Origin of the sequence: Pulveribacter suum (genome assembly GCF_003013695.1) — a bacterium.
GTDB classification, from domain to species: Bacteria; Pseudomonadota; Gammaproteobacteria; order Burkholderiales; family Burkholderiaceae_C; genus Melaminivora; species Melaminivora suum.
Window position 1 is genome coordinate 409,224 of record NZ_CP027792.1, and the last position, 23,274, is coordinate 432,497.

Consider the following 23,274-nt stretch of genomic DNA (forward strand, 5'->3'; position numbering starts at 1 on the left):
GTGGTTCCTTCGTGGGGCGCTCAGGTGGCGGGCTGCAGCTTGTCCTGCGTGCGGGTGTCGAAGTCGCTGGCGTCGTGGCGCTCGTGCAGCTGGCTTTCCGGCGCGCCGAAGGTGCGGTTGACCTTGCGTCCGCGCTGCACGGCCGGGCGCCTGGCAATCTGGTCGGCCCAACGCAGCACGTGCGTGTACTCATGCACCTGCAGGAATTCGCCCGCTTCGTACAGCTGCCCCTTGGCCAGGGCGCCGTACCAGGGCCAGGCGGCGATGTCGGCCACGGTGTACTCGCTGCCGCCCAGGTACTCGTGCTCGGCCAGGCGGCGGTTGAGCACGTCCATCTGGCGCTTGACCTCCATGGCGTAGCGGTCGATGGCGTACTCGATCTTGAACGGCGCGTAGGCATAGAAATGCCCGAAGCCCCCGCCCAGGAAGGGCGCGCTGCCCATCTGCCAGAACAGCCAGGACAGGCATTCGGCGCGCCGGGCTGGCTCGGTGGGCAGCAGGGCGCCGAACTTCTCGGCCAGGTACATCAGGATGGCGCCGGACTCGAACACGCGCACCGGCTGATCGGGATTGCTGCGGTCCAGCAGCGCGGGGATTTTCGAGTTGGGGTTGACGCCGACGAAACCACTGCCGAACTGGTCGCCCTCGTGGATGCGGATCAGCCAGGCGTCGTATTCGGCGCCGCCGTGGCCCAGCGCCAGCAGCTCCTCCAGCATCACGGTCACCTTGACGCCGTTGGGCGTGCCCAGCGAGTACAGCTGCAGCGGATGGCGGCCGACGGACAGGTCTTTTTCGTGCGTGGCGCCGGCGACGGGACGGTTGATGCTGGCGAAGCGGCCGCCGCTTGTCTGGTTCCATTGCCAGATGGCGGGCGGGGCGTAGGGGGTGGGGTCGGTCATGGGCGGGTCCTCAAAAAACAGGTGCGACAGAAGCCTTTTACCCAAAACCGGCCGGACTAGCCCGCTGAAGGCTCGGTCATGGACAAGGCGTTGGCGGCGTGGGTGATGAATATCTGCTCCATGGCAGCCAGCAGCGCCTGCTCTGCAGGCGTGGGCGCGTCCCGGGCATCGATGGCAGCGCGCACCTTCTTCCATGCGGGAAGCAGGGCGGCGGCCATGGCGCGGAAGGCTTTGAGCGTCTCGGCGAGGCGAAAGCCGCAGTCGGTGCAAAAGGCCTCCCACGAGTGCTGGCCCACGGCATCGAAGGTTTCCTCAGCACCGATGAACAGGGCGAGCCCTGCGTCGCCATAGGCGCGCACGCACAGCAGGTCGTACAGGGAGCCAGGCGGTAGCCCCGGTCGCTGACCAGCAGCGACAGGTTCTTGGCGTGCGCATCGGCGTTGCCGATGAGGTAGTTGAACATCACCCAGCGCTGGAACTGCAGCAAGTCGGCCCCCGGCACGCGCACGTCGCGCAGCGCCTGGGCCAGCCTGGGCAGGCTTACCAGGCCGCCCGAGCGCTCGTACTTCCAGCCGGCGCCCTGGCCCAGCAGCTGGCAGCCGTCGATCTGGTGCAACGCCACGATGTCGCCCGCCACCAGGGCGCGGTCGTAGCGGCGCACCACGTAGGCGGCCTCGAGTACGCGCAGCAGCCACACTGGCGGCACCGGCAGCTTGAGTGCGTGGGCCAGTCGCATGCAGGCGTATTCGTTGATGGCACTGGGCGCATAGCGGGCCTGGCGCGTGTCGGGCTTGAGGATGTGCGTGGTGGGGGAGGGGCCTACGCTGTCGTAGAGCTGCAGACGCGCTTCGTCCAGCCGCAGGCCGATCTTGTCCTGCGCGCCGGCCAGCGACATGGTGGCGGCCTGGTTGGATACCAGCAGCGGCAATGCTTGGCGACACGCCAGCCGGGCGCTCAGCGTGGGCAGGGGCAGAGGGCGGTAGCTCTGCAACCGGGCGGGCTGCGCGCCCTCGGGCAGCAGGGCCAGCACGCCGGGCAGCTCTTGCCCCAGTCGGCCCAGTACGTCGAAGCGGGAAGCATTGCGCAGCTGCAGCGCCGCCATGATGTCCTGCAGCGCCTCGCCCTCGGGCAGCAGGTTGTCGAAGAAATGGCGCACCAGCGGGCCGGTGTAGCGCTGCGCGGCCAGGGCAAATTGCGGCGCCAGGGGAAAGGCCCCGGGGTGTGCCAGCCACTCGGGCTCGTACTCGAAGAAGAAGTCTGCGGCAGCATGGCCCAGCCAGCCCATGGGGCGCGCATTGGCCCACACGCGCAGGCGGATCACGGGGCGCTGTCCTCAGGCGGCGGGCCGAGCACGACGCTGGGTGTGCCGAACTGCGCCGGCGCCGGGTTCGGCTCCTGGCCGCCCTGTGACCAATTCTCAACGGCCAATGACAAGCCCAAGCCCTGCATCAGCAGGAGCAGTTTGCCCAGCGAACACCGCTCGGGTGCACTTTCGGCATCGCGGATGAACGAGGTGCTGACGTTGCACACGGCAGCGGCCTGCGAGCGCGACAGGCCCTGGCCCTTGCGTTCCGCCTGGAGGCGGACGGCGAAGGATTCCAGATTCAGAAGCGAAAGCTGCATGATTCGTCCTTGTAAGGGCAATTACAGCACAGTTCATCACATGGCTTATAGATTTTGCCCCTGAGAGAGCAAAAAGTGCGGATCAGAGAGCTTTGCGTCGCAGTTTTGTTCTTATGGGAACACTTACCCGACCATGTCCTTCTTTGAAGGTATTTTTGCCTCCAGCGCCCGCCAGTCAAGCGTCAGCAGCTATCAAATCAGTAGCTACTGCGCCGCCAGATCATCCAGGATCGGGCATTCCGGCCGCGCGTCCCCATGGCAGCAGCCCACCAGCTGCTGCAGGCTGCGCTGCATGGCCTGCATGGCAGCGATGCGCTCGGCCAGGCTGTCGATATGCCGTTGGGCGATCTGCTTGACTTGGGCACTGGCGCGCGCCTGGTCCTGCCACAGGCCCAGCAGCTGGGCGATTTCTTCCATCGAAAACCCCAGGTCGCGCGCGCGGCGGATGAAGCGCAGGGTGTGCACGTCGGCCTCGCCGTACTGGCGGTAGTTGCCGTCCGTGCGCGCCACGGGGTTCAGCAGGCCCAGGCTTTCGTAGTGCCGCACCATGCGCGTAGACACGCCGGCGCGCCGGGCGGCCACTCCGATGGACACGGCTGCCGCACTCATGCGGCGACCTGGTAGCCCTCTTCGCGGATGGCGTTGGCGATGGCCTCGCGCGACTTCTCGCTGTCCACCGTGACCTGGGCCGTGGCCAGGTCCACCTTGACGAGGGCGTCCGTGTCCACTTCGCGCACGGCGTGCACCACGGCGCGCTCACAGTGGCCGCAGGTCATGCCCTGGACGTTGAATTGGTATTGCATGGCGAATCCTTTCGTTGGGAGGGGGAGCAGGGTGACGGGCCCATGATGAAGCCTGACACGATGGCAATGTCAAGCGCACCGGCAGTGCTTGACTTTGCCATGCTGTCAAGGTTTAAGGTGGCGCCATGACCGATACCACCGCCCCCCAAACGGCCTCCGCCGCCGCCGCGCTCGACCTGGGCGTGGGCGGCATGACCTGCGCCAGCTGCGTCTCGCGCGTAGAGCGCGCCCTGCGCAAGCTGCCGGGCGTGCAGGATGCCGCCGTGAACCTGGCCACCGAGTCGGTGCATCTGACCTACGACGGCCAGCAGCATCCGGACATGTCGGCCCAGGCCAGCCGCGCCATCCGCAACGCCGGCTACGAGCCGCGCGCGCCGCAGCAGGGGCCGCCGCAGGAGGGCAGCGACTTGCCCTGGGCCGGTTTTGCGCCGGTGGCCGCGGGCCTGCTGCTGTCGGCGCCGTTGGTGCTGCCCATGCTGGGCGACCTGTTCGGCCAGCATTGGATGCTGCCCGCCTGGATCCAGTTCCTGCTGGCCACGCCGGTGCAGTTCATCCTGGGTGCGCGCTTCTACAAGGCTGGTTGGCATGCGGCCAAGGCCCTGACAGGCAACATGGACCTGCTGGTGGCCCTGGGCACCAGCGCCGGCTACGGGCTGTCGCTGTGGCTGTGGGCCACGGCGCCCGACGGCCACGCGCCGCACCTGTACTTCGAGGCCTCGGCCGTGGTCATCACGCTGGTGCTGCTGGGCAAGTGGCTGGAGGCGCGGGCCAAGCGCCAGACCACGGCGGCCATCCGGGCGCTGCACGCGCTGCGCCCCCAGGTTGCGCGCCTGGTCGGGCGCGAGGGCGAGGTGGACGTGCCGATCGCCGAGATCATGGTGGGCGACCGGCTGGTGGTGCGCCCGGGCGAGCGCATTGCGCTGGACGGCAAGGTGCTGGAGGGCCACACGCAGGTGGACGAATCCATGCTGACGGGCGAGCCGCTGCCGGTGCCGCGCGAAGCCGGCGGGCGGCTGACGGGCGGCTCCATCAACGGCGAGGGGCGCATCGTCATGCAGGTGACGGCCGTGGGCAGCGAAACGGTGCTCTCGCGCATCATCCGCCTGGTGGAAGACGCGCAGGCCGCCAAGGCGCCCATCCAGCGCCTGGTGGACAAGGTGGCCGCCGTCTTCGTGCCGGTGGTGCTGGTGATCGCCCTGGCCACCCTGGCCGGCTGGCTGTGGAGCGGCGCGGGGCTGGAGAGCGCGCTGATCCACGCCGTGGCGGTGCTGGTCATCGCCTGCCCCTGCGCCCTGGGCCTGGCCACGCCGGCGGCCATCATGGCCGGCACCGGCGTGGCGGCGCAGCACGGCGTGCTGATCAAGGACGCCGAGGCGCTGGAAACAGCCCACCGCGTGACTACCGTGGCTTTTGACAAGACTGGCACGCTGACCCTGGGCCGCCCGCGGCTGACGGCGTTTCACGTGGAACCAGGGGGCGATGAGGCTGGCCTGCTGGCGGCCGTGGCCAGCGTGCAGGCCGGCAGCGAGCACCCGCTGGCCCGCGCCGTGGTGCAGGCCGCCAGCGAGCGCGGCCTGGCCGCCCCCGAGCCGCAGGACGTGCGCGCCGTGCCCGGCCGCGGCACCGAAGGCCGCGCCCAGGGCCGCGACTGGCGGGTGGGCAGCCTGCGCTGGATGCAGGAGCTGGGCGCCAGCCTGGGCCCGCTGCAGGCGCAGGCCGATGCGCTGCAGCAGGGCGGCGCCACCGTCTCGGCCCTGGCCGAGCGGCAGGCAGGGGGGGCCGTAGCCGTGCGCGCCCTGCTGGCCTTTGGTGACGAGCCCAAGCCCGGCGTGCGAGAGGCGCTGGCCGAGCTGAAGGCGCGCGGCGTGCGCTGCGTGATGATCTCCGGCGACAACCGGGGCGCGGCCAACGCCATGGCCCGCCGCCTGGGGCTGGACCCGGATGCCGGCGACGTCTTGGCCGAGGTGTTGCCCGGCGGCAAGGCCGACGCGGTGCGCCGGCTGCAGCAGGGCGGCGCCGACGGCAAGGGCCCGCAGGTGGTGGCCATGGTGGGCGACGGCGTGAACGACGCGCCGGCCCTGGCCGCTGCCGACGTCGGCCTGGCCATGGGCGATGGCACGGATGTGGCCATGCACGCGGCCGGCATCACCCTGATGCGCGGCGAGCCGCACTTGGTGGCGGCGGCGCTGGACATCTCGCGCCGCACGGTGGCCAAGATCCGCCAGAACCTGTTCTGGGCCTTCATCTACAACGTGGCCGGCATTCCGCTGGCGGCGCTGGGCTACCTGAGCCCGGTGATGGCCGGCGCCGCCATGGCGCTGAGCTCGGTCAGCGTGATGACCAACGCCCTGCTATTGAAGCGCTGGCGCGGTTGAGGAATTTGCAAACACACAAACGCCGGGTCTCGTACACTGCAACTTTTTGTTGCAACTTAAGGCGCCCTGCCTTCCGCATTCCGCGGGAAGGGGCGCCCCGAGAGACAGGGACATGAACTTCTACGCACTGATGCGGGCCTTCACCATCCGCACCCGCATGATTGGCGCCATCGCCGTGGTGATGGCGCTGCTGGCGCTGCTGGGCAGCGCCGGGATGATGGGCATGCTGCGCATCCACGCGCAAAGCCAGGCCTTCATCGACCAGTCGCACGCGGCCGTGGCGCTGCTGGGCCAGCTGCGCGGCGACCTGGGCCAGGTGCGCCAGTACGAGAAGGACATGATCATCAACTACGAAAAGCCCGACCAGGTGCGCCTGGCCAAGGGCCAGTGGGACAGCGCCCTGGACGCTGGCCTGCGCGTGATGGAGGAATTTGCCCGCGTGCTGCCTGAGGAAGAACGGTCCCAAGCCCGCGAGGCGGGCGAATACCTGCAGGCCTACCGCAAGCAGTTCCAGAGCGTGTCGCAGCAGCTGGAGGACGGCGGCTACGACACCGCCACCATCGCCAACCGCATGAGCGAGCGCGCCGTGGAGCAGTTTGCTAATGCCAATGCCCAGATCCAGCAGCTCGAGCGCCAGCTGGCCGGCCAGGTGCAGGCCGCCATCGACGGGCAGAACCGCATCGCCGAGCAGACCAAGTGGCTGTTCATCCTGGCGGTGATCATTGCCGTGGTGGTGGTGGTGCCGCTCACCTTGCTGAACATGGTCTCCATCTGCCGCCCGCTGCAGGCCGCCCGCGCCATGGCGCAGGCCATCGCCGGGGGCGATCTGTCGCAGCGCGTGCAGGTGCAGGGCCGCGACGAGGCAGCCGATCTGCAGCGCACCCTGGTGGAGATGCAGCAGGGCCTGTCCGGCCTGGTCGCCCAGGTGCGCGAGGCCAGCGGCTCCATTGCCACCGCCAGCCAGGAGATTGCCACCGGCAACCAGGACCTGTCGGCCCGCACCGAGCAGACGGCCAGCAACGCGCAGGAAGCGGTGGCCTCGCTGTCGCAGCTGACGGCCACGGTGCAGCAGACGGCCTCGTCCTCGCAGGTGGCCAACCAGCTGGTCACCTCGGCCTCAGGCATCGCCACGCGCGGCGGCGGCGTGGTGGCCCAGGCGGTGACCAGCATGCAGGGCATCGCCAGCTCCAGCCGCAAGATCGGCGACATCATCGGGCTGATCGACTCCATCGCCTTTCAGACCAACATCCTGGCGCTGAACGCGGCTGTCGAGGCCGCGCGCGCCGGCGAGCAGGGCCGGGGCTTTGCCGTGGTGGCCGGCGAGGTGCGCAGCCTGGCGCAGCGCAGCGCCGCCGCGGCCAGCGAGATCAAGCAGCTGATCGGCGCCAGCGTGGCCGCCGTGGACGGCGGCGTGCGCCAGGTGGAGGACGCCGGCCGCGCCATGCAGGAGATCGTGGGCAGCGTGCAGCGCGTGACGGACATCATTGGCGAGATCAACTCCGCCGCCGCCGAGCAGTCCGCCGGCATCGGCCAGGTCAACGGCTCCGTGGGCGAGATCGACCGCATGACGCAGCAAAACGCCGCGCTGGTGGAAGAAAGCGCCGCCGCGGCCGAGTCGCTGCGCGAGCAGGCGGCGCGGCTGTCGCTGGTGGTGCAGCAGTTCCGCCTGGCCGACGAGGACGGCCACGCCGGCTTGCACGGCACGGCCCCCGCCGCTGCACCGGCCCTGCAGGCCCTGCCCCCGGGCGCGCTGCGGCTGCAAGGCTGATGCGCTATTGATTCAGTAGCTGCTGGCGCTTGCCCGGCGGGCGCTGCAGGCCGATTTGGCTTGAAGCCAAAAAAAAGGGGCGCCGTGGCGCCCCTTGCTGTTTCAGCCCTGGCCGTTCAGGGCCGGGTAGTCGGTGTAGCCGTGCGCGCCGCCGCCGTAGTAGGTGGCACGGTCCGAAGCGTTCAGGGGCGCGCCGGTGCGCAGGCGCTCCACCAGATCGGGGTTGGAGATGAAGTCGCGCCCGAAGGCCACGGCGTCCGCCCGGCCGCTGGCCACGGCCTGGGCGGCCCTATCGCCGTCGTAGCCGTTGTTGACGATCCACGCGCCCTGGCCCCCGGCGCTGCGGTAGGCGGCCTTGAAGGCGTCGTAGTCAAACGGCCGGCCCTCCACGTCGCGCGGCCCGCCGGTGGAGCCCTCGATGACGTGGATAAAGGCGAGATTGAGCGGCGCCAGCTGGCGCGCCAGGTACTCGTACAGGGGCTGCGGGTCCGCGTCCACGATGTCGTTGGCCGGGGTGACGGGCGACAGGCGCAGGCCGGTGCGGCCCGCGCCCACGGCGTCGGCCACGGCGCGCGTCACCTCCAGCGTCAGGCGGGCGCGGTTTTCGATGCTGCCGCCGTAGTCGTCCTGGCGCTGGTTGGCGCCGGTCTTCAGAAACTGGTCGAGCAGGTAGCCGTTGGCGCCATGGATCTCCACGCCGTCAAAGCCCGCGGTCTGCACCGCGTTGCGCGCCGCGGCGGCAAAGGTGTGGACGATGCCGGGCAGCTCCTCGGCCTGCAGCGCGCGAGGTGCCGAGGTGGGCTGAAAGCCGCCCTTGCCGCTGTCCGGGTCGATCAGATAGGTCTTGCTGTGGGCCGTGACGGCCGAGGGCGCCACGGGCGCGCCGCCATCCGGCTGCAGGCTGTCGTGCGACACCCGGCCCACGTGCCACAGCTGGCAGACGATGGTGCCGCCGGCCTCATGCACCGCGTCAGTCACGCGCTTCCAGCCATCGAGCTGCTCGCTGCCGTACAGGCCGGGCACGTCGGCGTAGCCCTGGGCCTGGTGGCTGATGGCGGTGCCTTCGGAGATCAGCAGGCCGGCACTGGCGCGCTGGCGGTAGTAGGTGGCGTTCAGCTCGCCGGGCGTGGCGTGGGGCGCGCGGTTGCGCGTGAGCGGCGCCATGGCGATGCGGTTGGCCAAGTGCAGGGCACCGGCCTGCAGGGGGTCGAACAAGGTGGTCATGCGAAAAAGCCTTCTTTGCTGGAAAAGCGAAACGGCAACGGGCCGGTGGAGCCGGCCCGTGCGCAGGAGTTGGAAGCCGCTGCTGCTTACTTGAGCAGACCCTCGGCCTTCATCGCGGCCTGCACGCCCGGGCGGGCGGCAACGCGTTCGCGGTAGGCGGCGAGGTGCTTCAGGTGCGAGATGTCCAGGCCCACGTGCTGTGCCCAGTTGGTCACTGTGAACAGGTAGGCGTCGGCCACGCTGAAGTGCTCGCCCATCAGGTAGTCCTTGCCGTCCAGCTCGCCATCGATCCACCCCAGGCGGCTGGACAGGTGTTCGCGCGCGATCGGCTTGTAGTCCTCGGGCGTATTGGGCTTGAACAGGGGCGAGAAGCCCTTGTGGATCTCGGTGCTGATGAAATTCAGCCACTGCTGCAGGCGGTAGCGCGGCAGCGTGCCGTTGGCCGGCGCCAGGTTCTTGTGCGGCGCCTGGTCAGCCAGGTATTGCACGATGGCCGGGCCTTCGCGCAGGCGCGTGCCGTCGTCCAGCTCCAGCACGGGCACATAGCCCAGCGGGTTGATGGTGTAGAAGTCGGTGCCGTCCTGCAGCTTGTGGCTTTTGGTGCTGGCCAGCACGGGGGTGTAGGCCAGGCCCGCTTCGTGCAGCACGATGTGCGGAGACAGCGAGCAGGCGCCGGGGGAGTAGTACAGCTTCATGCGGAACGTCCTTTTTTCTTGCTTGACAGGGGTGGGTTGAGAAGGCAAGCCACATGCTAGGGGCTCGGCAAGCCGTCTGTCAGGCAGGGTCTTTGGGCGGCAGCGGCGGGGCGGTGGCGCGCTCCATCCAGGCAATGTGCGCCAGCGCCTCGGCCCGGCTGGCGCCGCACAGGCCGGGGTGGGGCCGCAGCGACGCGCACACCGGCGGGCGCGTGGGCTGGCCGAACAGCAGGCAGCGGTCCTGATCGCCCAGCTGCACGCAGCGCACCCCGGCCGGCTTGCCGTGCGGCATGCCGGGGATGGGCGAGCTGATGGAGGGCGCGATGCAGCAGGCGCCGCAGTGTGGGCGGCAGTCCATCAGGCACTACTTTTTTGATAGCTGCCAACGCTTGATGGATAAGGGCTGGAGCCCATTTTGACGCAGATACTCAAGCAGCGCCATGCAGCCGGCCGGCCGCCCACAGCACCTGCTGCACCACGGCCTGCACCTGCTCGCGCGCTGCGCTGTCAGCCAGCTGGCCCTGCTCGTCGAACGCGCTGGCTGCGCGCGCCAGCGCGTACTGGCGCGGCGCCAGCCAGCAGCCCAGGTTGATGAGCAGCGGCGCCAGGTGGCTTTGCGATCGCAGCCCGCCCAGGGCGCCGTTGGACGCGCTGAGCATGCCCACCACCTTGCCGCCAAAGGGCCGCGCGCCGTCGGCCCACACCGGGTGCCCGGCCACGGGGCTGGACGCCCAGTCCAGTGCGTTCTTGAGCAAGCCGGTGTAGCTGCCGTTGTATTCGGGCGAGCAGACGATCCAGGCCGGGTGGGCGTCCATGGCCTCCTTCAGGCGGATCACGTCGGGCGGCGTGCCGCGCGCCTCCAGCTCGGCGTGGTACAGGGGGATGTCGTAGTCGCCGAGCTCCAGCAGCGTGGCCTGGGCGCCCAGTTCTTGCCCGATGCCCGCGGCCACGGCGGCCAGGCGGCGGTTGAATGATTGCTGGCGGGTGCTGCCCGCGAAGACGAGGAGTTTCATGGAGGGCGATTGAAGCACAGGCGCCGCTCAGGAATCCTGCACCGCGTTTCACGTGAAACAGGCCTGCCCATACGCCGCACGTCCTTTTGCCAAAGGTGGGAAAATCGCGGGTTTTCCCGGCATTTGCCGGCCCCTTCGCACCTTCTCGCCTGCCCATGCTGTATCCCCAGGAATTTGACGTCATCGTCGTCGGCGGTGGCCACGCCGGCACCGAGGCCGCCCTTGCCGCCGCGCGCATGGGCTGCCAGACCCTGCTGCTGACCCACAACATCGAGACGCTGGGCCAGATGAGCTGCAACCCCAGCATCGGCGGCATCGGCAAGGGCCACCTGGTGAAAGAGGTGGACGCGCTGGGCGGCGCTATGGCGCTGGCCACCGACGAGGCGGGCATCCAATTTCGCATCCTCAACAGCAGCAAGGGCCCGGCCGTGCGTGCCACGCGGGCGCAGGCCGACCGGGTGCTGTACAAGGCGGCCATCCGCCGCATGCTGGAGAACCAGCCCAACCTGAGCCTGTTCCAGCAGGCGGTGGATGACCTGATGGTGGAGGGCGACCGTGTGGTCGGCGCCGTCACGCAGATCGGCCTGCAGTTTCGCAGCCGCACGGTGGTGCTGACGGCCGGCACCTTCCTGGACGGGCGCATCCACGTCGGCCTGCAAAACTACGCCGCCGGCCGTGCGGGCGACCCGCCGGCCGTGAGCCTGTCGGCGCGCCTGAAGGAGCTGCAGTTGCCCCAGGGCCGGCTGAAGACCGGGACGCCGCCGCGCCTTGACGGGCGCAGCATCGACTTTTCGCAGTGCGAGCAGCAGCCCGGCGACGGCATGCCCGGTGGCGTCAACGAGGGCGAGGTGCCGGTATTCAGCTTCATGGGCTCGCGTGCCATGCACCCGCGCCAGGTGCCGTGCTGGATCACGCACACCAACGCGCGCACGCACGAGATCATCCGCTCGGGCTTTGACCGCAGCCCCATGTTCACCGGCAAGATCGAAGGGGTAGGGCCGCGCTACTGCCCCAGCGTCGAGGACAAGATCAACCGCTTTGCCGACAAGGAAAGCCACCAGATCTTTCTGGAGCCCGAGGGCCTGACCACCCACGAGATCTATCCCAACGGCATCTCCACCAGCCTGCCGTTCGATATTCAGCTGGCGCTGGTGCGCAGCATGCGCGGGCTGGAGAACGCGCACATCCTGCGGCCGGGCTATGCCATCGAGTACGACTATTTCGATCCGCGCTCGCTCAAGAGCAGCTTCGAGACGAAGCAGATCCGGGGCCTGTTCTTTGCCGGCCAGATCAATGGCACCACGGGCTACGAAGAAGCCGCCGCCCAGGGCCTGTTCGCCGGGGTCAACGCCGCGCTGCAATGCCGGGGTGATTCGCCCTGGCTGCCCGCCCGCGACGAGGCGTATGTGGGTGTGCTGGTGGACGATCTGGTCACCCGCGGCGTGACCGAGCCGTATCGCATGTTCACCAGCCGCGCCGAGTTCCGCCTGCAGCTGCGCGAGGACAACGCGGACATGCGGCTGACGGAGGCCGGCCGGCGCCTGGGGCTGGTGGATGACGCGCGCTGGGAGCTGTTCAGCCGCAAGCGCGACGCCGTGGCGGCAGAGACGCAGCGCCTGAAGGCCACCTGGGTCAACCCGCGCAACCTGCCTGCGGAAGAAAGCCAGCGCGTGCTGGGCAAGGCCATCGAGCACGAATACAACCTGTTCGACCTGCTGCGCCGCCCCGATGTGGACTACGCCAGCCTGATGAGCCTGGACGGCGGCAAACACGCCAGCGCGGCAGTTTCACGTGAAACATTGGGTGCCCTGGCGGACAGCGTGGTGGAGCAGGTGGAGATCGCCGCCAAATACTCCGGCTACATCGACCGCCAGAAAGACGAAGTGCAGCGCGCCGCGCACTTCGAGAAGCTGCGCCTGCCGCCCGAGCTGGACTACATGCAGGTGGCCGCTCTGTCCATCGAGGTGCGGCAGAAGCTGCAAAAGCACCGGCCGGAAACCCTGGGCCAGGCGTCGCGCATCTCGGGCGTCACCCCGGCGGCTATCTCGCTGCTGCTGGTGCATCTGAAAAAGGGCGGCTTCCAGGGCTTTGCCCCGGCCGAGCTGGAGAGCGCGGCATGAGCGACCTGGCAACCAGCCTCCGCGCAGGCACCCAGGCCCTGGGCCTGGAACTGACCGATGCACAGCACCAGCAGCTGCTGGACTTTTTGGAGCTGCTGCGCAAGTGGAACAAGGTCTACAACCTGACGGCCGTGCGCGATCCGCAGGAGATGCTGACCCACCACCTGCTGGACAGCCTGGCTGCCGTCGCCCCCCTGCGCCGCCACCTGAGCGGGTTGGCAGGGCAGGGCGCCGGCGCGCGGCTGCTGGACGTGGGCTCCGGCGGCGGCCTGCCCGGGGTGGTGTTTGCCATCTGCTGCCCGGGGGTGCAGGTGCACTGCGTGGATACGGTGGCCAAGAAGGCGGCCTTCATCCAGCAGGTGGCGGCCACGCTGCAGCTGCCCAATCTGCGCGGTATTCACGCGCGAGTCGAATCGCTGCAGGGGCCGTATGACGTGGTCAGCTGCCGCGCTTTTGCCTCGCTGTCGGATTTCATAGGGGGGTCGCGTGCCGCCATCGCAGTGGATGGCGTCTGGCTGGCCATGAAGGGCAAGCACCCACAGGAAGAGATCGATGCGTTGCCAGCCGATGTCCAGGTGTTTCACGTGGAACAGCTGAACGTGCCTGGTCTGCAAGCTGAGCGCTGCATCGTCTGGCTTCGCCCGGTCTGAGCGGCTGGCCGCGTACACTTGCCAGCTTCAATTCTGAGGCTGGCCCACCATGTTCGGCATCGCTGATTACGGCGCCTTCGTCGCTGCCATCGTCATGTTCCTGGCGATCCCCGGCCCGGGAAACCTGGCGTTGGTCACCTCCACCGGCAAGGGAGGCGTGCGCGCCGGGCTGCTGGCCGCAGCCGGCGTGATCGCCGCCGACCAGGTGCTGATGTGGGCGGCCGTGGCGGGGGTCGCGGCGCTGCTGGCCTCCATGCCGGCGGCCTTCCATGCCGTGCAGTGGCTGGGCGCGGCCTATCTCGCCTGGATGGGCTTCAAGATGCTCACCGCCAAGCCGGGCGACGCGCCCGTGCTGCGCCTGGAGCCGCGCCGGTACTTCCAGCAGGGCGCGGTCATCACGCTGCTCAATCCCAAGGCCATCGTGTTCTACATGGCCTTCTTCCCGCTGTTCGTGGACCCGGCGCGCCACCAGGGCCTGCTGACGTTCGGCGTGATGGCGACGACCATCGCGCTGCTCACTTTTATCTACAGCCTCGTCGTCGTACTGCTCACGCACCACCTGGCTGAGCGCATGCGTGCCAGCCCGCGCATCGCCCAGGCGCTGGAGCGCTTGGTCGGCACCTTTCTCATCGGCTTCGGCATCAAGCTGGCCGTCTCCAACTAGCGCGCTGCGCGCACCACTGCATTGCATGGCCAAGATTTTCTGTGTCGCCAACCAAAAGGGCGGGGTCGGCAAGACCACCACTACCGTCAACCTGGCCGCCGGCCTGGCAAAAATAGGCCAGCGCGTGCTGCTGGTGGACCTGGACCCGCAGGGCAACGCCACCATGGGCTCGGGCGTGGACAAGCGCGCGCTGGCGCTCACCATCTACGACGTGCTCCTGGGCGAAGCCGGCGTGCGCGACGCGGCCGTGTTGTCCGAACCCGGCGGCTACCAGGTCCTGGGTGCCAACCGCGAGCTGGCCGGCGCCGAGGTCGAGCTGGTGCAACTGGAGCAGCGCGAAAAGCGCCTGAAGGGCGCCCTGGCGGAGGTGGACGGCGACTACGACTTCGTGCTGATCGACTGCCCCCCGGCCCTCAGCCTGCTGACCCTGAACGGCCTGTGCGCCGCGCACGGCGTCATCGTGCCGATGCAGTGCGAATACTTCGCGCTGGAAGGGCTCACGGACCTGGTCAACACCATCAAGCAGGTGCATGCCAACTTGAACCCGGACCTGCAGATCATCGGCCTGCTGCGCGTCATGTTCGACCCGCGCATCACGCTGCAGCAGCAGGTCAGCGAGCAGCTCAAAGAGCACTTTGGGGACAAAGTGTTCGACACGGTGATCCCGCGCAACGTGCGGCTGGCGGAGGCGCCGAGCTATGGGCTGCCAGGGGTGGTTTTTGACGCCAACGCACGCGGCAGCCGGGCCTTCGTCGAGTTCGCGCAGGAGATGGTGGGGCGCATCCAACGGATGTGAGGGCACCAACTGGCTCCAAAGGGCGCGAAAACCCCTTCAATTGCAAACAATTACGTTTTGTGTAGGGCTTGTGAGGGAAAAGTAAGCGGTTTTTAGGTGTCGCTACTTAGACTCGGCCGGGTCGCAACCTGCGGTTACTGCAGTTGCATTCTTCCTCCGGAGTTAACGGCCTGTTCTCGGCCATGGGACTTCGGAACTTTCCTAAAGAAAGTCTGAGTCATGCCAAAACATCTGCTTTCGCGTGCAGCCGCCATATCGCCTGCTCCGCCCTCTTCCGCTCCAAGGGGCAGGTCACTCAAGTCCCATGTTTGGGCGACCGTGCTGGCCGCGCCCCTGTTGGGCATGGCGGGCGCATCCGCCTGGGCGGCTGTTCCGTTGGTGCACAGCTTCAGCCCAACCACTCTCGTGACCAACCAGACGGCCCTGGTCAAGGTCATCTTGAACAACACCGCCAATGCCAGTGCGGCGACAGGGACCAATTTGACCGTGCCTTTGGCGGGCTTGACCGTGAGCAATGTCATCTCCACCTGTGTGCCCCTTGGGTCTCTCGCCATCGTGAATTCCGGCACGCCCACGGCGCACCTTGAGCTCTCGGGCGGTACGGTTCCCGCAGGCAGCACCTGCGAGATCACGGCTAATGTGAGATCCGCTGCATCGGGTACTTACCCCAGCGACATTGCCGCGAATGCATTGGCATCCTCCAATGGCTCAAACCCCGATGCCTCTTCGGTCTCCCTGGTCGTCAACGGCGTCAAGCCCCTGGTCGGCGCCAAGACGTTCGACAAGAACACCTTGCGTGGCGGCGAGACGGCGAAGGTGACCGTCACCATCACCAATCCAAACAACCTGAATTTCTCCGCCCTGCAAGCCAGCGACGGGCTGCCCCCGCAGTTGACGATCGCCACGCCGTCCAACCTGGCGACGACTTGCGGCGCAGGTGCCACAGCGTGGGATGGCCCCACCAACACCGCGAGCCTGACCGCTGGCACGATAGGGCCGAATACCAGTTGCACGTTCAGCTTCAACGTGACGCCCGCCAACCCGACGGCGTTCTTGAGCATGACGGCGGAAAACAAAATCACCGGCAGCAACGTCAGCGCCACCGACAGCAGCGGCAACACTGCCAATGCAGGCGGCGATTTCAGTGCCAACGTGAACGTTCGCACGGGTGCGCAGATCCAAAAGCGCTTCGCCGACGACCCGGTCACCCATGGCAGCGCATCATCCTTCACGCTCAGGGTGACCAACCACAACCTCACACCGCTGACGGGTATCAGCTTTACCGATACCGTTCCGGCGGGCATCACGGTGACGGGGATCAGTGGCACCTGCAATGGAGTGACGCCCACGTTTACCGCTGCAGCCGTGACCTTGAGCAATGCCGCGCTCGCGCCGGATTCCGGCTGCTCCTTCACGGTGAACTTCACTGGCCACAATACGGGGACTGGCCCTATTACGGCCAACAACGCACCGGGTACGTTTACCGCGCCTGGTGGTGGCGCGGTAAGCTTTGGTGGCGGTGTGGTCCCGAACATCCTGGGCGATCAAATCATCGTCAACCCGAACCCCACGGGTCCGGGCAACGGCAGTGGTGGTCTGAGTGCAACCAAGCGGTTTGCAAAAACGGCTGGTACACAAACGCGCACCCTGAACGTCGTGCAGACCGAAACCTTCGACCTGATCGTCACGCTGCGCAACGGCAGCAGTAATCCGGCAACGGGTGTTGCTTTCTCCGATAATCTGGCCAGCATGGGAGCTGGGTTTTCGGTGGCATCGGGCTTTGCCTCACCAGCAGGACTTTGCGGCGGCACGCTGACCGCCTCCGGCACCAGCATTGCGCTTTCTGGCGCCACTATCGCTGCCGGCGGCACTTGCGAGGTCGAGGTACCGGTGACGGTGGCCGCCAATGCGGCACGGACGTCGTTCGAGAACCGGATCGGTAGCGGCACGCTCAATGCCCTGACCGGCGTCATCTCTGGAACGCCGCACACCTGGGCAGGCGTCGATTGGGCCAATGTGACCGTGGGCCCGGCGCTGTCGGTCAACAAGACGTTCATGCCCGCCACGATCGCCACCAAGGATCATGCGGTGTCTTCGGCACTGACGATCAAGATCAACCGCGCCACCGGCGCCGCGGAATTCACGAGTCTGGCCTTTGACGACGCTTTTCCAGCCGCTGGAGCGCCGCTGACCGTGAACACCACACCGCTGTCCAACACCTGCGGCGGCACGGTGAACATCACGCCGCAAACCGCCGGAGCCGCCGGGCACATCACGCTGACCGGCGGCACCATCACGGGCGCCGCGGGCAGCTGCGCCATCGTGGTGGGGTTCGAGGCTGATCAGGATGCGGCGGGAAGCTACACCAACAGCCTCGCGGCCGGAGCGGTGGTGGCAGCCGGAGGCGTGCAAAACGAGACCACTGGCAGCGGCACGCTGACGCTTGATGCCAAGGTGGCGACGCTGGGCCTGAGCAAGCGCTTCGACCCCATTTTGCTGAGCAAGATGGGAGAGACGTCGACGCTGACCATAGAAATCAGCAACGTTGACGGCACCCCCAAGCAGACTGGCGTGACGCTCACGGACAATTTGCCGTTCGGGATGAAAGTGGCGCCAGCACCTGCGGCCAGCGCGTCTCCCAGTTGCGGAGCGACCCCTACGTTCGCTCCCACTGCCGGGGCCTCCGTTCTCACCTTGACCGGGGCGGACATTGAGCCGGGTGCCGTCTGTACGCTGACGGTGGTGGTCACCGGCAATGCCGTGGGTAATCTGATCAACGTCATACCGGCCGGCAACATCACCACCGATCCATTCCCTGGCTGGCCCTCGGGCATGACCAACACGGGCCCGGCGCAGGCCACGATCCAGGTGCCGGCCAAGGACGCCAGCGGCGCCCCTGTTGGCCTTGATCTGGCAGTAGCCATCACCAACAATGCCAATGGCATCTGCGCTGGCAGCACTACCACCTACGTCGTGACGGTGACCAACCCCGGCGGCGCGGACGTGGGCGGGGCGAGTCTTGTCAACATGCCGCCCGCGGGCATCACCTATGGCAACTGGACGGTAATGGCTACGGGCGGCGCCGTGCCATCAGCGATGACTGGCAGCGGAGCCCTGAACGAGACGGTGTCCCTGCCCAAGGGAGGGAAGCTGGTCTATACCATTACCGCCTCGGTGGATGCCGCCGCCGCGGGGCCGCTGACCAACACGGCAACGGTGAAGTTGCCGGTGCAGGCCCCTGCGCTGGTGGATGCCAATGCTGCCAACGACACGGCAAGCGATACGGATCCCGTTACCACAGGATGTGTGGCGGGGCCTGGTGGGACGACCTCCATCCCCACCCTCTCCGAATGGGCCCTGATCGCCCTGTCCATGCTGCTGGCCGCCTTCGCCCTGCGCCGCATGCCGCTGCCATCTGGCCGCCGCAGCTAAGGCAGCCGTCAGCGCCCCCCTGGCGCTGACCGACCGATCCGCATCGCCGCCGCCACGCCCCCAGGGCGTCGCGGCGGCGGTGTGTTTTGTGGGCTAGGGCAGAATACGTCTTGAAAGTTTCAATGAAATCGGCCTACAGCGCCCACCCATCAAGCGCCACTAGCTCCTGAATCAGTAGCAATGACCCGCCCCGAAGTGCTCCTCCTGCCCGGCTGGCAGAACTCCACCGAAGGCCACTGGCAGACCGAGTGGGAGCAGGCGTACGGCGACCGGCGCGTGCAGCAGCACGACTGGATGCGCCCGAAGCGCGGCGACTGGTCGGCGCGGCTGGAGGAGGTGGTGGCTGACGCACCCGGCCCCGTGGTGCTGGCCGCGCACAGCCTGGGCTGCGTCCTCACGGCCTGGTGGGCGGCGCACACGCGCCATGCGCACAAGGTGCGCGGCGCGCTGCTGGTGGCGCCGGGCGATGTGGAGCAGCCCGACCTGGCCGCGCAGATCCCCGGTTGGGCGCCCATTGCGCGCCAAAGTCTGCCGTTTCCCGCCGTGCTGGTAGGCAGCCGCAACGATCCCTACTGCAGCTTCGCACGCGCACAGGCGCTGGCGGCGGACTGGGGCGCGCGCTTCATCGACCTGGGCGAGCGCGGGCACATCAATGCCGAATCTGCCCTGGGCCTGTGGCCGCAGGGGCGGGCGCTGCTGCACGCGCTGGCCGAGGGCAGCAGCGATGGCCGCGGCAGCGGCACGGGCGTTCGCGCCCCTTTTTGACGAAAAGAAAGACACGACGATGGCCACCAAGAAACCCAAGGGCCTGGGCCGAGGGCTCGAAGCGCTGCTCGGCCCCAAGGTCGTCGAGCCGCCGGCGCAGACCGGTGCTGCCCAAAGCCTGCCTCACGCGCTGGCGCTCGAGCAGCTGGTGCCCGGCATCTACCAGCCGCGCACGCGCATGGACGAGGGCGCGCTGTACGAGCTGGCCGAGAGCATCCGTGCGCAGGGCATCATGCAGCCCATCCTGGTGCGCCGCCTGGCTGCAGGCGAGAACGCCGGCCGCTACGAGATCATCGCCGGCGAGCGCCGCTTTCGCGCCGCCAAACTGGCCGGCTTGGCCGAAGTGCCGGTGCTGGTGCGCGACGTGCCCGACGAGGCCGCCGCCGCCATGGCCCTGATCGAGAACATCCAGCGCGAGGACCTGAACCCGCTGGAAGAGGCTCAGGGCCTGCAGCGCCTGACGCGCGAGTTCGGCCTGACGCACGAGCAGGCCGCGCAGGCCGTGGGCCGCTCGCGCAGCGCCGCCAGCAACCTGCTGCGCCTGCTCAACCTGGCCGACCCGGTGCAGACCATGCTGATGGCGGGCGACCTGGACATGGGCCACGCGCGCGCCCTGCTGGCGCTGGAGCGCGCCCAGCAGATCACGGCCGCGCACCAGATCGCGGCCAAGAAAATGTCCGTGCGCGAGGCCGAGGGGATGGTGAAAAAGCTCGCCGCGCCCGCCGCCGACGCCGCGGGCGGCGCAGCGCGCAAGGACAAGGACAAGCCGCGCGACCTGCGCCGGGTGGAGGAAGAGCTGTCCGACCTGCTCACCGCCCAGGTCGAGGTGCGTATCACCCAACGCGCCAAGCGCGGCGGGCGCACCGAGCAGATGGGCGAACTGGCCATCCAGTTCGGCTCGCTGGAGGCCTTGAATGGCCTGATCGAGCGCCTGCGCGGCAGCGGCGCCGCGCAGGACTGACGCCGGCAGCGCACGCCGCCCAGCCCATCCGCCCCAACTCGCGTCCCCCTCGCGCCCCCATGCCCCGCTTGCGCCTGCGCTGGCCCCTGCCCGCCGTGCTGGCTTGGGCCGCGGCGTGGCTGGTGCATGCCGCCGCCCGCCCGCTGCTGGGGCCGCTGTCGGCTCTGCTGCTGGCCAGCGCCGTGGGCGCCGCGGCCAGCCTGTGGGGCGACGCCTGGTGGCGCCGTGCGCTGATCGCGCTGGGCTTTCCGCTGTCGCTGCTGCTGTCGGGCACGGCCGCGCTGCCGGCCTGGGCCTGGCTGCTGCCGCTGGGCCTGCTCTTGCTGCTGTACCCGGTGCATGCCTGGCGCGACGCGCCGGTCTTCCCCACGCCGCGCGGCGCCCTGGCCGGCCTGGCGCAGGCCGCGCCGCTGCCCGCCGGCGCGCGCGTGCTGGATGCGGGCTGCGGCCTGGGCGACGGCCTGCTGGCGCTGCGCCAGGCCTATCCGGGCGCGCAGCTGGAGGGCATCGAGTGGAGCTGGCCGCTGGCCCTGGCCTGCCGGCTGCGCTGCCGCTTCGCGCGGGTGCGCCGGGGCGACCTCTGGGCGGCGGACTGGAGCGGCTGCCAGCTGGTGTATCTTTTTCAGCGGCCCGAAAGCATGGCGCGCGCGGCCGCCAAGGCACAGGCAGAGATGGCGTCCGGCGCCTGGCTGGTCAGCCTGGACTTTCCCATCGCGGGCGTGCAGCCCCACGCGCAGCTGCCCGGCGCGGCGCCGCGCAGGCAGCCGGTGTGGCTGTACCGGCTGCCGCTGCGCCAGCGGGTGGCCGCGCAAGCAACGCCACAGGAAACAAACTGCAAGAAAGAGTTGCGTTCGCACGGTCGCTGCTAGGATTTCGCGCCGCCGGCTGCGGCGCTGGGGCAGCGCAACTGCAACCCCATCGCCGCGCTGCCCGCGTCCATCCATTTCACCGACGATACAGAGAAAGAGAGAGGTAAGGAGCCATGACCCGTACAACCCTGACGCTGCTGGCCGCTGCCTGCGCAGCGCTCGCGCTCACCGGCTGCGAGACCACCAACATGAAGATGGGCAGCGCCGAGTCCAAGACCGTGGCCACCGGCGCGGCCGCTGGCGGCAGCGCCGCGGGCGAAAGCGGCCAGCTCGAGCGCTGCCAGTCGCCCCTGGGCACCATCTCGCTGGTGGAAAACCAGGACGCCGGCTGGTACACCATCCTGCGCAACGAGTACAAGCTGCCGCCGACCTCCAATCTGCTGCGCCTGCTGATCCAGCAGTCCAACTGCTTCGTCGTGGTCGAGCGCGGCGCGGCCGGCATGCGCGCCATGGACCGCGAGCGCCAGCTCATGGGTTCGGGCGAGATGCGCGGCGGCAGCAACTTCGGCAAGGGCCAGATGGTCGCCTCCGACTACGGCCTGTCGCCGGAGATCGTGTTCTCCAACGACGACGCGGGCGGCATGGGCGCCGCCCTGGGCGGGCTGATCGGCGGCGGCCGCGGCCGTGCGCTGGCGGCCATTGGCGGCAGCATGAAGACGCGCGAGGCCAGCGCCATGCTGACGCTGGTGGACCACCGCTCGGGCGTGCAGGTGGCGGCCTCCGAGGGCAGCGCCTCCAAGACCGACTTTGCCGGCTTCGGCGGCCTGTTTGGCGGCGCCGGCGCCGGCGGCCTGGGCGGCTACCAGAACACGGCGCAGGGCAAGGTGCTCACCGCCGCGTTCATGGACGCGTACAACCAGATGGTCGTGGCCCTGCGCAGCTACCGCGCGCAAAGCGTGCAGGGCCAGGGCCTGGGCGGCGGCGGCCGCCTGGGGGTGGATGGCGGCGCGGCTCCGACGCAAACCAAGGCGGGCGCAGCCATGTCCGTGCGCGAGGCGCAGGAGCGTCTGAATGCGCTGGGCTACAACGTCGGCACGCCCGACGGCTCCGCAGGCCCGAAGACGGCCAAGGCGCTGCGCGAATTCCAGCAGGCCCAGGGCCTGCCCGCCACCGGCCGCCTGGACACCGCCACGGCGGGCGCGCTCTCGCGCTGATCCCGCAGCGCCTCTGAAAGAAACGCCAGCGCGGCTCACGGCCGCGCTGGCGTTTTGTTTTCTGCTATTGAATTAGTAGCTGTCTACGCTTGACTGGCAAGTGTTTGGAGGGCTTTTGGCATGCAGCCGGCGCGCACCGGCGGCCGTGCCTAAGATGGCGCCATGCAACCCTCCTCCCCCGCGGGCGCCCCGGCAGCCGCCCCGTCTCCGTCCACCTCCTCGCTGCGCGAGGACGCGCGCACCATCGGCCTGATCGGGCTGGCCCATGGCTCCTCGCACTTCTTTCACATGCTGCTGCCGCCGCTGTTTCCGTTCCTGATCGCGGAGTTCGGCTTTTCCTACTCCGAGCTGGGGCTGCTGCTGTCGGTGTTCTTCGTGGTCTCGGGCGTGGGGCAGGCGCTGGCGGGCTTTCTCGTGGACCGGGTGGGTGCGCGGCCGGTGCTGTTCTTCGCGCTGGCGTGCTTTGCCACCGCCGGCCTGACGGCCGCCAGCGCCAGCGGCTACGCCGGCCTGGTGGCGGCGGCGGTGCTGGCCGGGCTGGGCAACGCGCCCTTCCACCCGGTGGACTTCACCATCTTGAACAAGCGCGTGTCGGCCCAGCGCCTGGGCCACGGCTTTTCGGTGCACGGCATCTCGGGCAACCTGGGCTGGGCCGCGGCGCCTATTTTCATGGCCGGCATCGCCACGGCCGCGGGTTCCTGGCGCGTGGCCTGCGCCAGCGGGGCGGTGCTGGCGCTGGTGGTGCTGGCCATCATGGTCATCCACCGCGATGCGCTGGACGACCGCCACGGCGCGCGCGGCGTGCAGCCGGCCGCTGCCGGCGCGGCGGACGCGGTGCCCGAGCACCCGCTGGCCTTCCTGCGGCTACCGGCCGTGTGGCTGTGCTTTTCGTTCTTCTTCTGGAGCACCTGCTCGCTCAGCGCCATCCAGAGCTTTGCCGGCCCGGCGCTGCAACAGCTCTACGGCATCCCGCTGACCACCACGGCACTGGTGGTCACCGGCTACATGCTGTGCGGCGCCGCCGGCATGGTGCTGGGCGGCTTTCTGGTGGGGCGCGTGCAGCGGCTGGAAAAGACCATCAGCGTCTGCCTGCTGGCCTCGGCGGCGCTGCTGGTGCTGGTGGGCTCAGGGCTGCTGCCGGGCATGGTGGCGCTGGGGGTGGCGGCGCTGGCCGGTGCGGGCATCGGCATTGCCGGGCCCTCGCGCGACATGCTGATCAAGCGCGCCGCCCCGCCGGGCGCCACGGGCCGGGTGTACGGCACGGTGTATTCGGGGCTGGACTTAGGCTTCAGCCTGGCCGCGCCGGTGTTCGGCGCCTTGCTGGACGCCGGCATGAACGCCGCCATCTTCTACGGCTCGGCCACGGCGCTGGCGCTGAGCGTGGTGTCCGCCGGCTTCGTCGGCGTGGGCGTGGCGGCGCGCCGGCGCGCCGTGCCGGCCGCGGCCTAGCGTGCGAGCAGGCC

The 23,274-nt window shown here is 68.9% G+C and carries 21 protein-coding genes; 12 read left to right on the forward strand and 9 right to left on the reverse strand.

What is annotated here, in order from left to right; all coding sequences use genetic code 11:
* Window positions 1-20 precede the first annotated feature (20 nt).
* The 5 genes from yghU to C7H73_RS01855 form a co-directional block, all read right to left on the reverse strand.
* Window positions 21-899: a glutathione-dependent disulfide-bond oxidoreductase gene (gene yghU / locus C7H73_RS01835; protein WP_106845100.1), complete on the reverse strand. Its 879-nt coding sequence runs from the start codon at window positions 897-899 to the stop codon at window positions 21-23.
* A gap of 76 nt (window positions 900-975) precedes the next feature.
* A complete protein-coding gene (locus C7H73_RS01840) occupies window positions 976-2,220 on the reverse strand; it encodes a HipA domain-containing protein (protein WP_227001386.1) in 1,245 nt (414 codons plus the stop codon).
* Window positions 2,217-2,522 (reverse strand): helix-turn-helix domain-containing protein, encoded by a 306-nt coding sequence (locus tag C7H73_RS01845; RefSeq protein WP_106845101.1) that lies wholly within the window; start codon window positions 2,520-2,522, stop codon window positions 2,217-2,219. Before C7H73_RS01845 ends, C7H73_RS01840 begins: the two co-directional genes overlap by 4 nt.
* A 204-nt stretch (window positions 2,523-2,726) precedes the next feature.
* Entirely contained in the window at window positions 2,727-3,131 is a 405-nt protein-coding gene (gene cueR, locus C7H73_RS01850; protein WP_106845102.1) for a Cu(I)-responsive transcriptional regulator, read from the reverse strand.
* Complete coding sequence (locus C7H73_RS01855; protein WP_106845103.1) at window positions 3,128-3,325, reverse strand: heavy-metal-associated domain-containing protein; 198 nt, start codon at window positions 3,323-3,325, stop codon at window positions 3,128-3,130. The genes cueR and C7H73_RS01855 overlap by 4 nt, the downstream gene beginning before the upstream one ends.
* A 125-nt stretch (window positions 3,326-3,450) precedes the next feature.
* On the opposite strand from C7H73_RS01855, the gene C7H73_RS01860 reads away from it, so the two are divergent.
* Entirely contained in the window at window positions 3,451-5,700 is a 2,250-nt protein-coding gene (locus C7H73_RS01860; RefSeq protein WP_106845104.1) for a heavy metal translocating P-type ATPase, read from the forward strand.
* A 112-nt stretch (window positions 5,701-5,812) separates the two neighbouring features.
* Window positions 5,813-7,468: a methyl-accepting chemotaxis protein gene (locus tag C7H73_RS01865; RefSeq protein ID WP_106845105.1), complete on the forward strand. Its 1,656-nt coding sequence runs from the start codon at window positions 5,813-5,815 to the stop codon at window positions 7,466-7,468.
* A 102-nt stretch (window positions 7,469-7,570) separates the two neighbouring features.
* On the opposite strand, the gene C7H73_RS01870 is transcribed toward C7H73_RS01865, so the two are convergent.
* The 4 genes from C7H73_RS01870 to C7H73_RS01885 all read right to left on the reverse strand — a co-directional run bounded on the left by C7H73_RS01870 (window position 7,571) and on the right by C7H73_RS01885 (window position 10,400).
* Window positions 7,571-8,692, reverse strand: a complete 1,122-nt coding sequence (locus tag C7H73_RS01870) for an alkene reductase (RefSeq protein ID WP_106845106.1) — start codon at window positions 8,690-8,692, stop codon at window positions 7,571-7,573.
* 86 nt (window positions 8,693-8,778) lie between these two features.
* Window positions 8,779-9,387, reverse strand: a complete 609-nt coding sequence (gene gstA, locus C7H73_RS01875; RefSeq protein WP_106845107.1) for a glutathione transferase GstA — start codon at window positions 9,385-9,387, stop codon at window positions 8,779-8,781.
* 79 nt (window positions 9,388-9,466) lie between these two features.
* Window positions 9,467-9,745, reverse strand: a complete 279-nt coding sequence (locus C7H73_RS01880; protein ID WP_157948306.1) for a YkgJ family cysteine cluster protein — start codon at window positions 9,743-9,745, stop codon at window positions 9,467-9,469.
* A 70-nt stretch (window positions 9,746-9,815) separates the two neighbouring features.
* On the reverse strand, window positions 9,816-10,400 hold the full coding sequence (locus C7H73_RS01885) for an NADPH-dependent FMN reductase (RefSeq protein ID WP_106845109.1): 585 nt from the start codon (window positions 10,398-10,400) through the stop codon (window positions 9,816-9,818).
* Between the two features lie 155 nt (window positions 10,401-10,555).
* On the opposite strand from C7H73_RS01885, the gene mnmG reads away from it, so the two are divergent.
* The 10 genes from mnmG to C7H73_RS01935 all read left to right on the forward strand — a co-directional run bounded on the left by mnmG (window position 10,556) and on the right by C7H73_RS01935 (window position 23,260).
* Window positions 10,556-12,520, forward strand: coding sequence for a tRNA uridine-5-carboxymethylaminomethyl(34) synthesis enzyme MnmG (gene mnmG / locus C7H73_RS01890; protein WP_106845110.1), 1,965 nt, complete (start codon window positions 10,556-10,558; stop codon window positions 12,518-12,520).
* The gene (gene rsmG, locus C7H73_RS01895) at window positions 12,517-13,170 is read left to right on the forward strand and encodes a 16S rRNA (guanine(527)-N(7))-methyltransferase RsmG (RefSeq protein WP_106845111.1); all 654 of its coding nucleotides are present in this window, start codon (window positions 12,517-12,519) and stop codon (window positions 13,168-13,170) included. The genes mnmG and rsmG overlap by 4 nt, the downstream gene beginning before the upstream one ends.
* A 49-nt stretch (window positions 13,171-13,219) precedes the next feature.
* Window positions 13,220-13,834 carry a LysE family translocator gene (locus C7H73_RS01900; protein WP_106845112.1) on the forward strand — a complete coding sequence of 205 codons (615 nt, stop codon included), beginning with the start codon at window positions 13,220-13,222 and terminating at the stop codon, window positions 13,832-13,834.
* A gap of 25 nt (window positions 13,835-13,859) precedes the next feature.
* Window positions 13,860-14,630, forward strand: coding sequence for a ParA family protein (locus C7H73_RS01905; RefSeq protein ID WP_106845113.1), 771 nt, complete (start codon window positions 13,860-13,862; stop codon window positions 14,628-14,630).
* A 405-nt stretch (window positions 14,631-15,035) separates the two neighbouring features.
* Window positions 15,036-18,062 (forward strand): IPTL-CTERM sorting domain-containing protein, encoded by a 3,027-nt coding sequence (locus tag C7H73_RS01910; RefSeq protein WP_170104802.1) that lies wholly within the window; start codon window positions 15,036-15,038, stop codon window positions 18,060-18,062.
* Between the two features lie 180 nt (window positions 18,063-18,242).
* Complete coding sequence (locus C7H73_RS01915) at window positions 18,243-18,827, forward strand: RBBP9/YdeN family alpha/beta hydrolase (protein ID WP_106845115.1); 585 nt, start codon at window positions 18,243-18,245, stop codon at window positions 18,825-18,827.
* A gap of 19 nt (window positions 18,828-18,846) precedes the next feature.
* On the forward strand, window positions 18,847-19,788 hold the full coding sequence (locus C7H73_RS01920) for a ParB/RepB/Spo0J family partition protein (protein WP_106845116.1): 942 nt from the start codon (window positions 18,847-18,849) through the stop codon (window positions 19,786-19,788).
* Window positions 19,789-19,847: 59 nt separating this feature from the next.
* The gene (locus C7H73_RS01925; RefSeq protein WP_227001387.1) at window positions 19,848-20,657 is read left to right on the forward strand and encodes a methyltransferase domain-containing protein; all 810 of its coding nucleotides are present in this window, start codon (window positions 19,848-19,850) and stop codon (window positions 20,655-20,657) included.
* A 113-nt stretch (window positions 20,658-20,770) separates the two neighbouring features.
* Window positions 20,771-21,811: a peptidoglycan-binding domain-containing protein gene (locus C7H73_RS01930; RefSeq protein WP_106845117.1), complete on the forward strand. Its 1,041-nt coding sequence runs from the start codon at window positions 20,771-20,773 to the stop codon at window positions 21,809-21,811.
* Between the two features lie 162 nt (window positions 21,812-21,973).
* On the forward strand, window positions 21,974-23,260 hold the full coding sequence (locus tag C7H73_RS01935) for an MFS transporter (RefSeq protein ID WP_106845118.1): 1,287 nt from the start codon (window positions 21,974-21,976) through the stop codon (window positions 23,258-23,260).
* Window positions 23,261-23,274 lie beyond the last annotated feature (14 nt).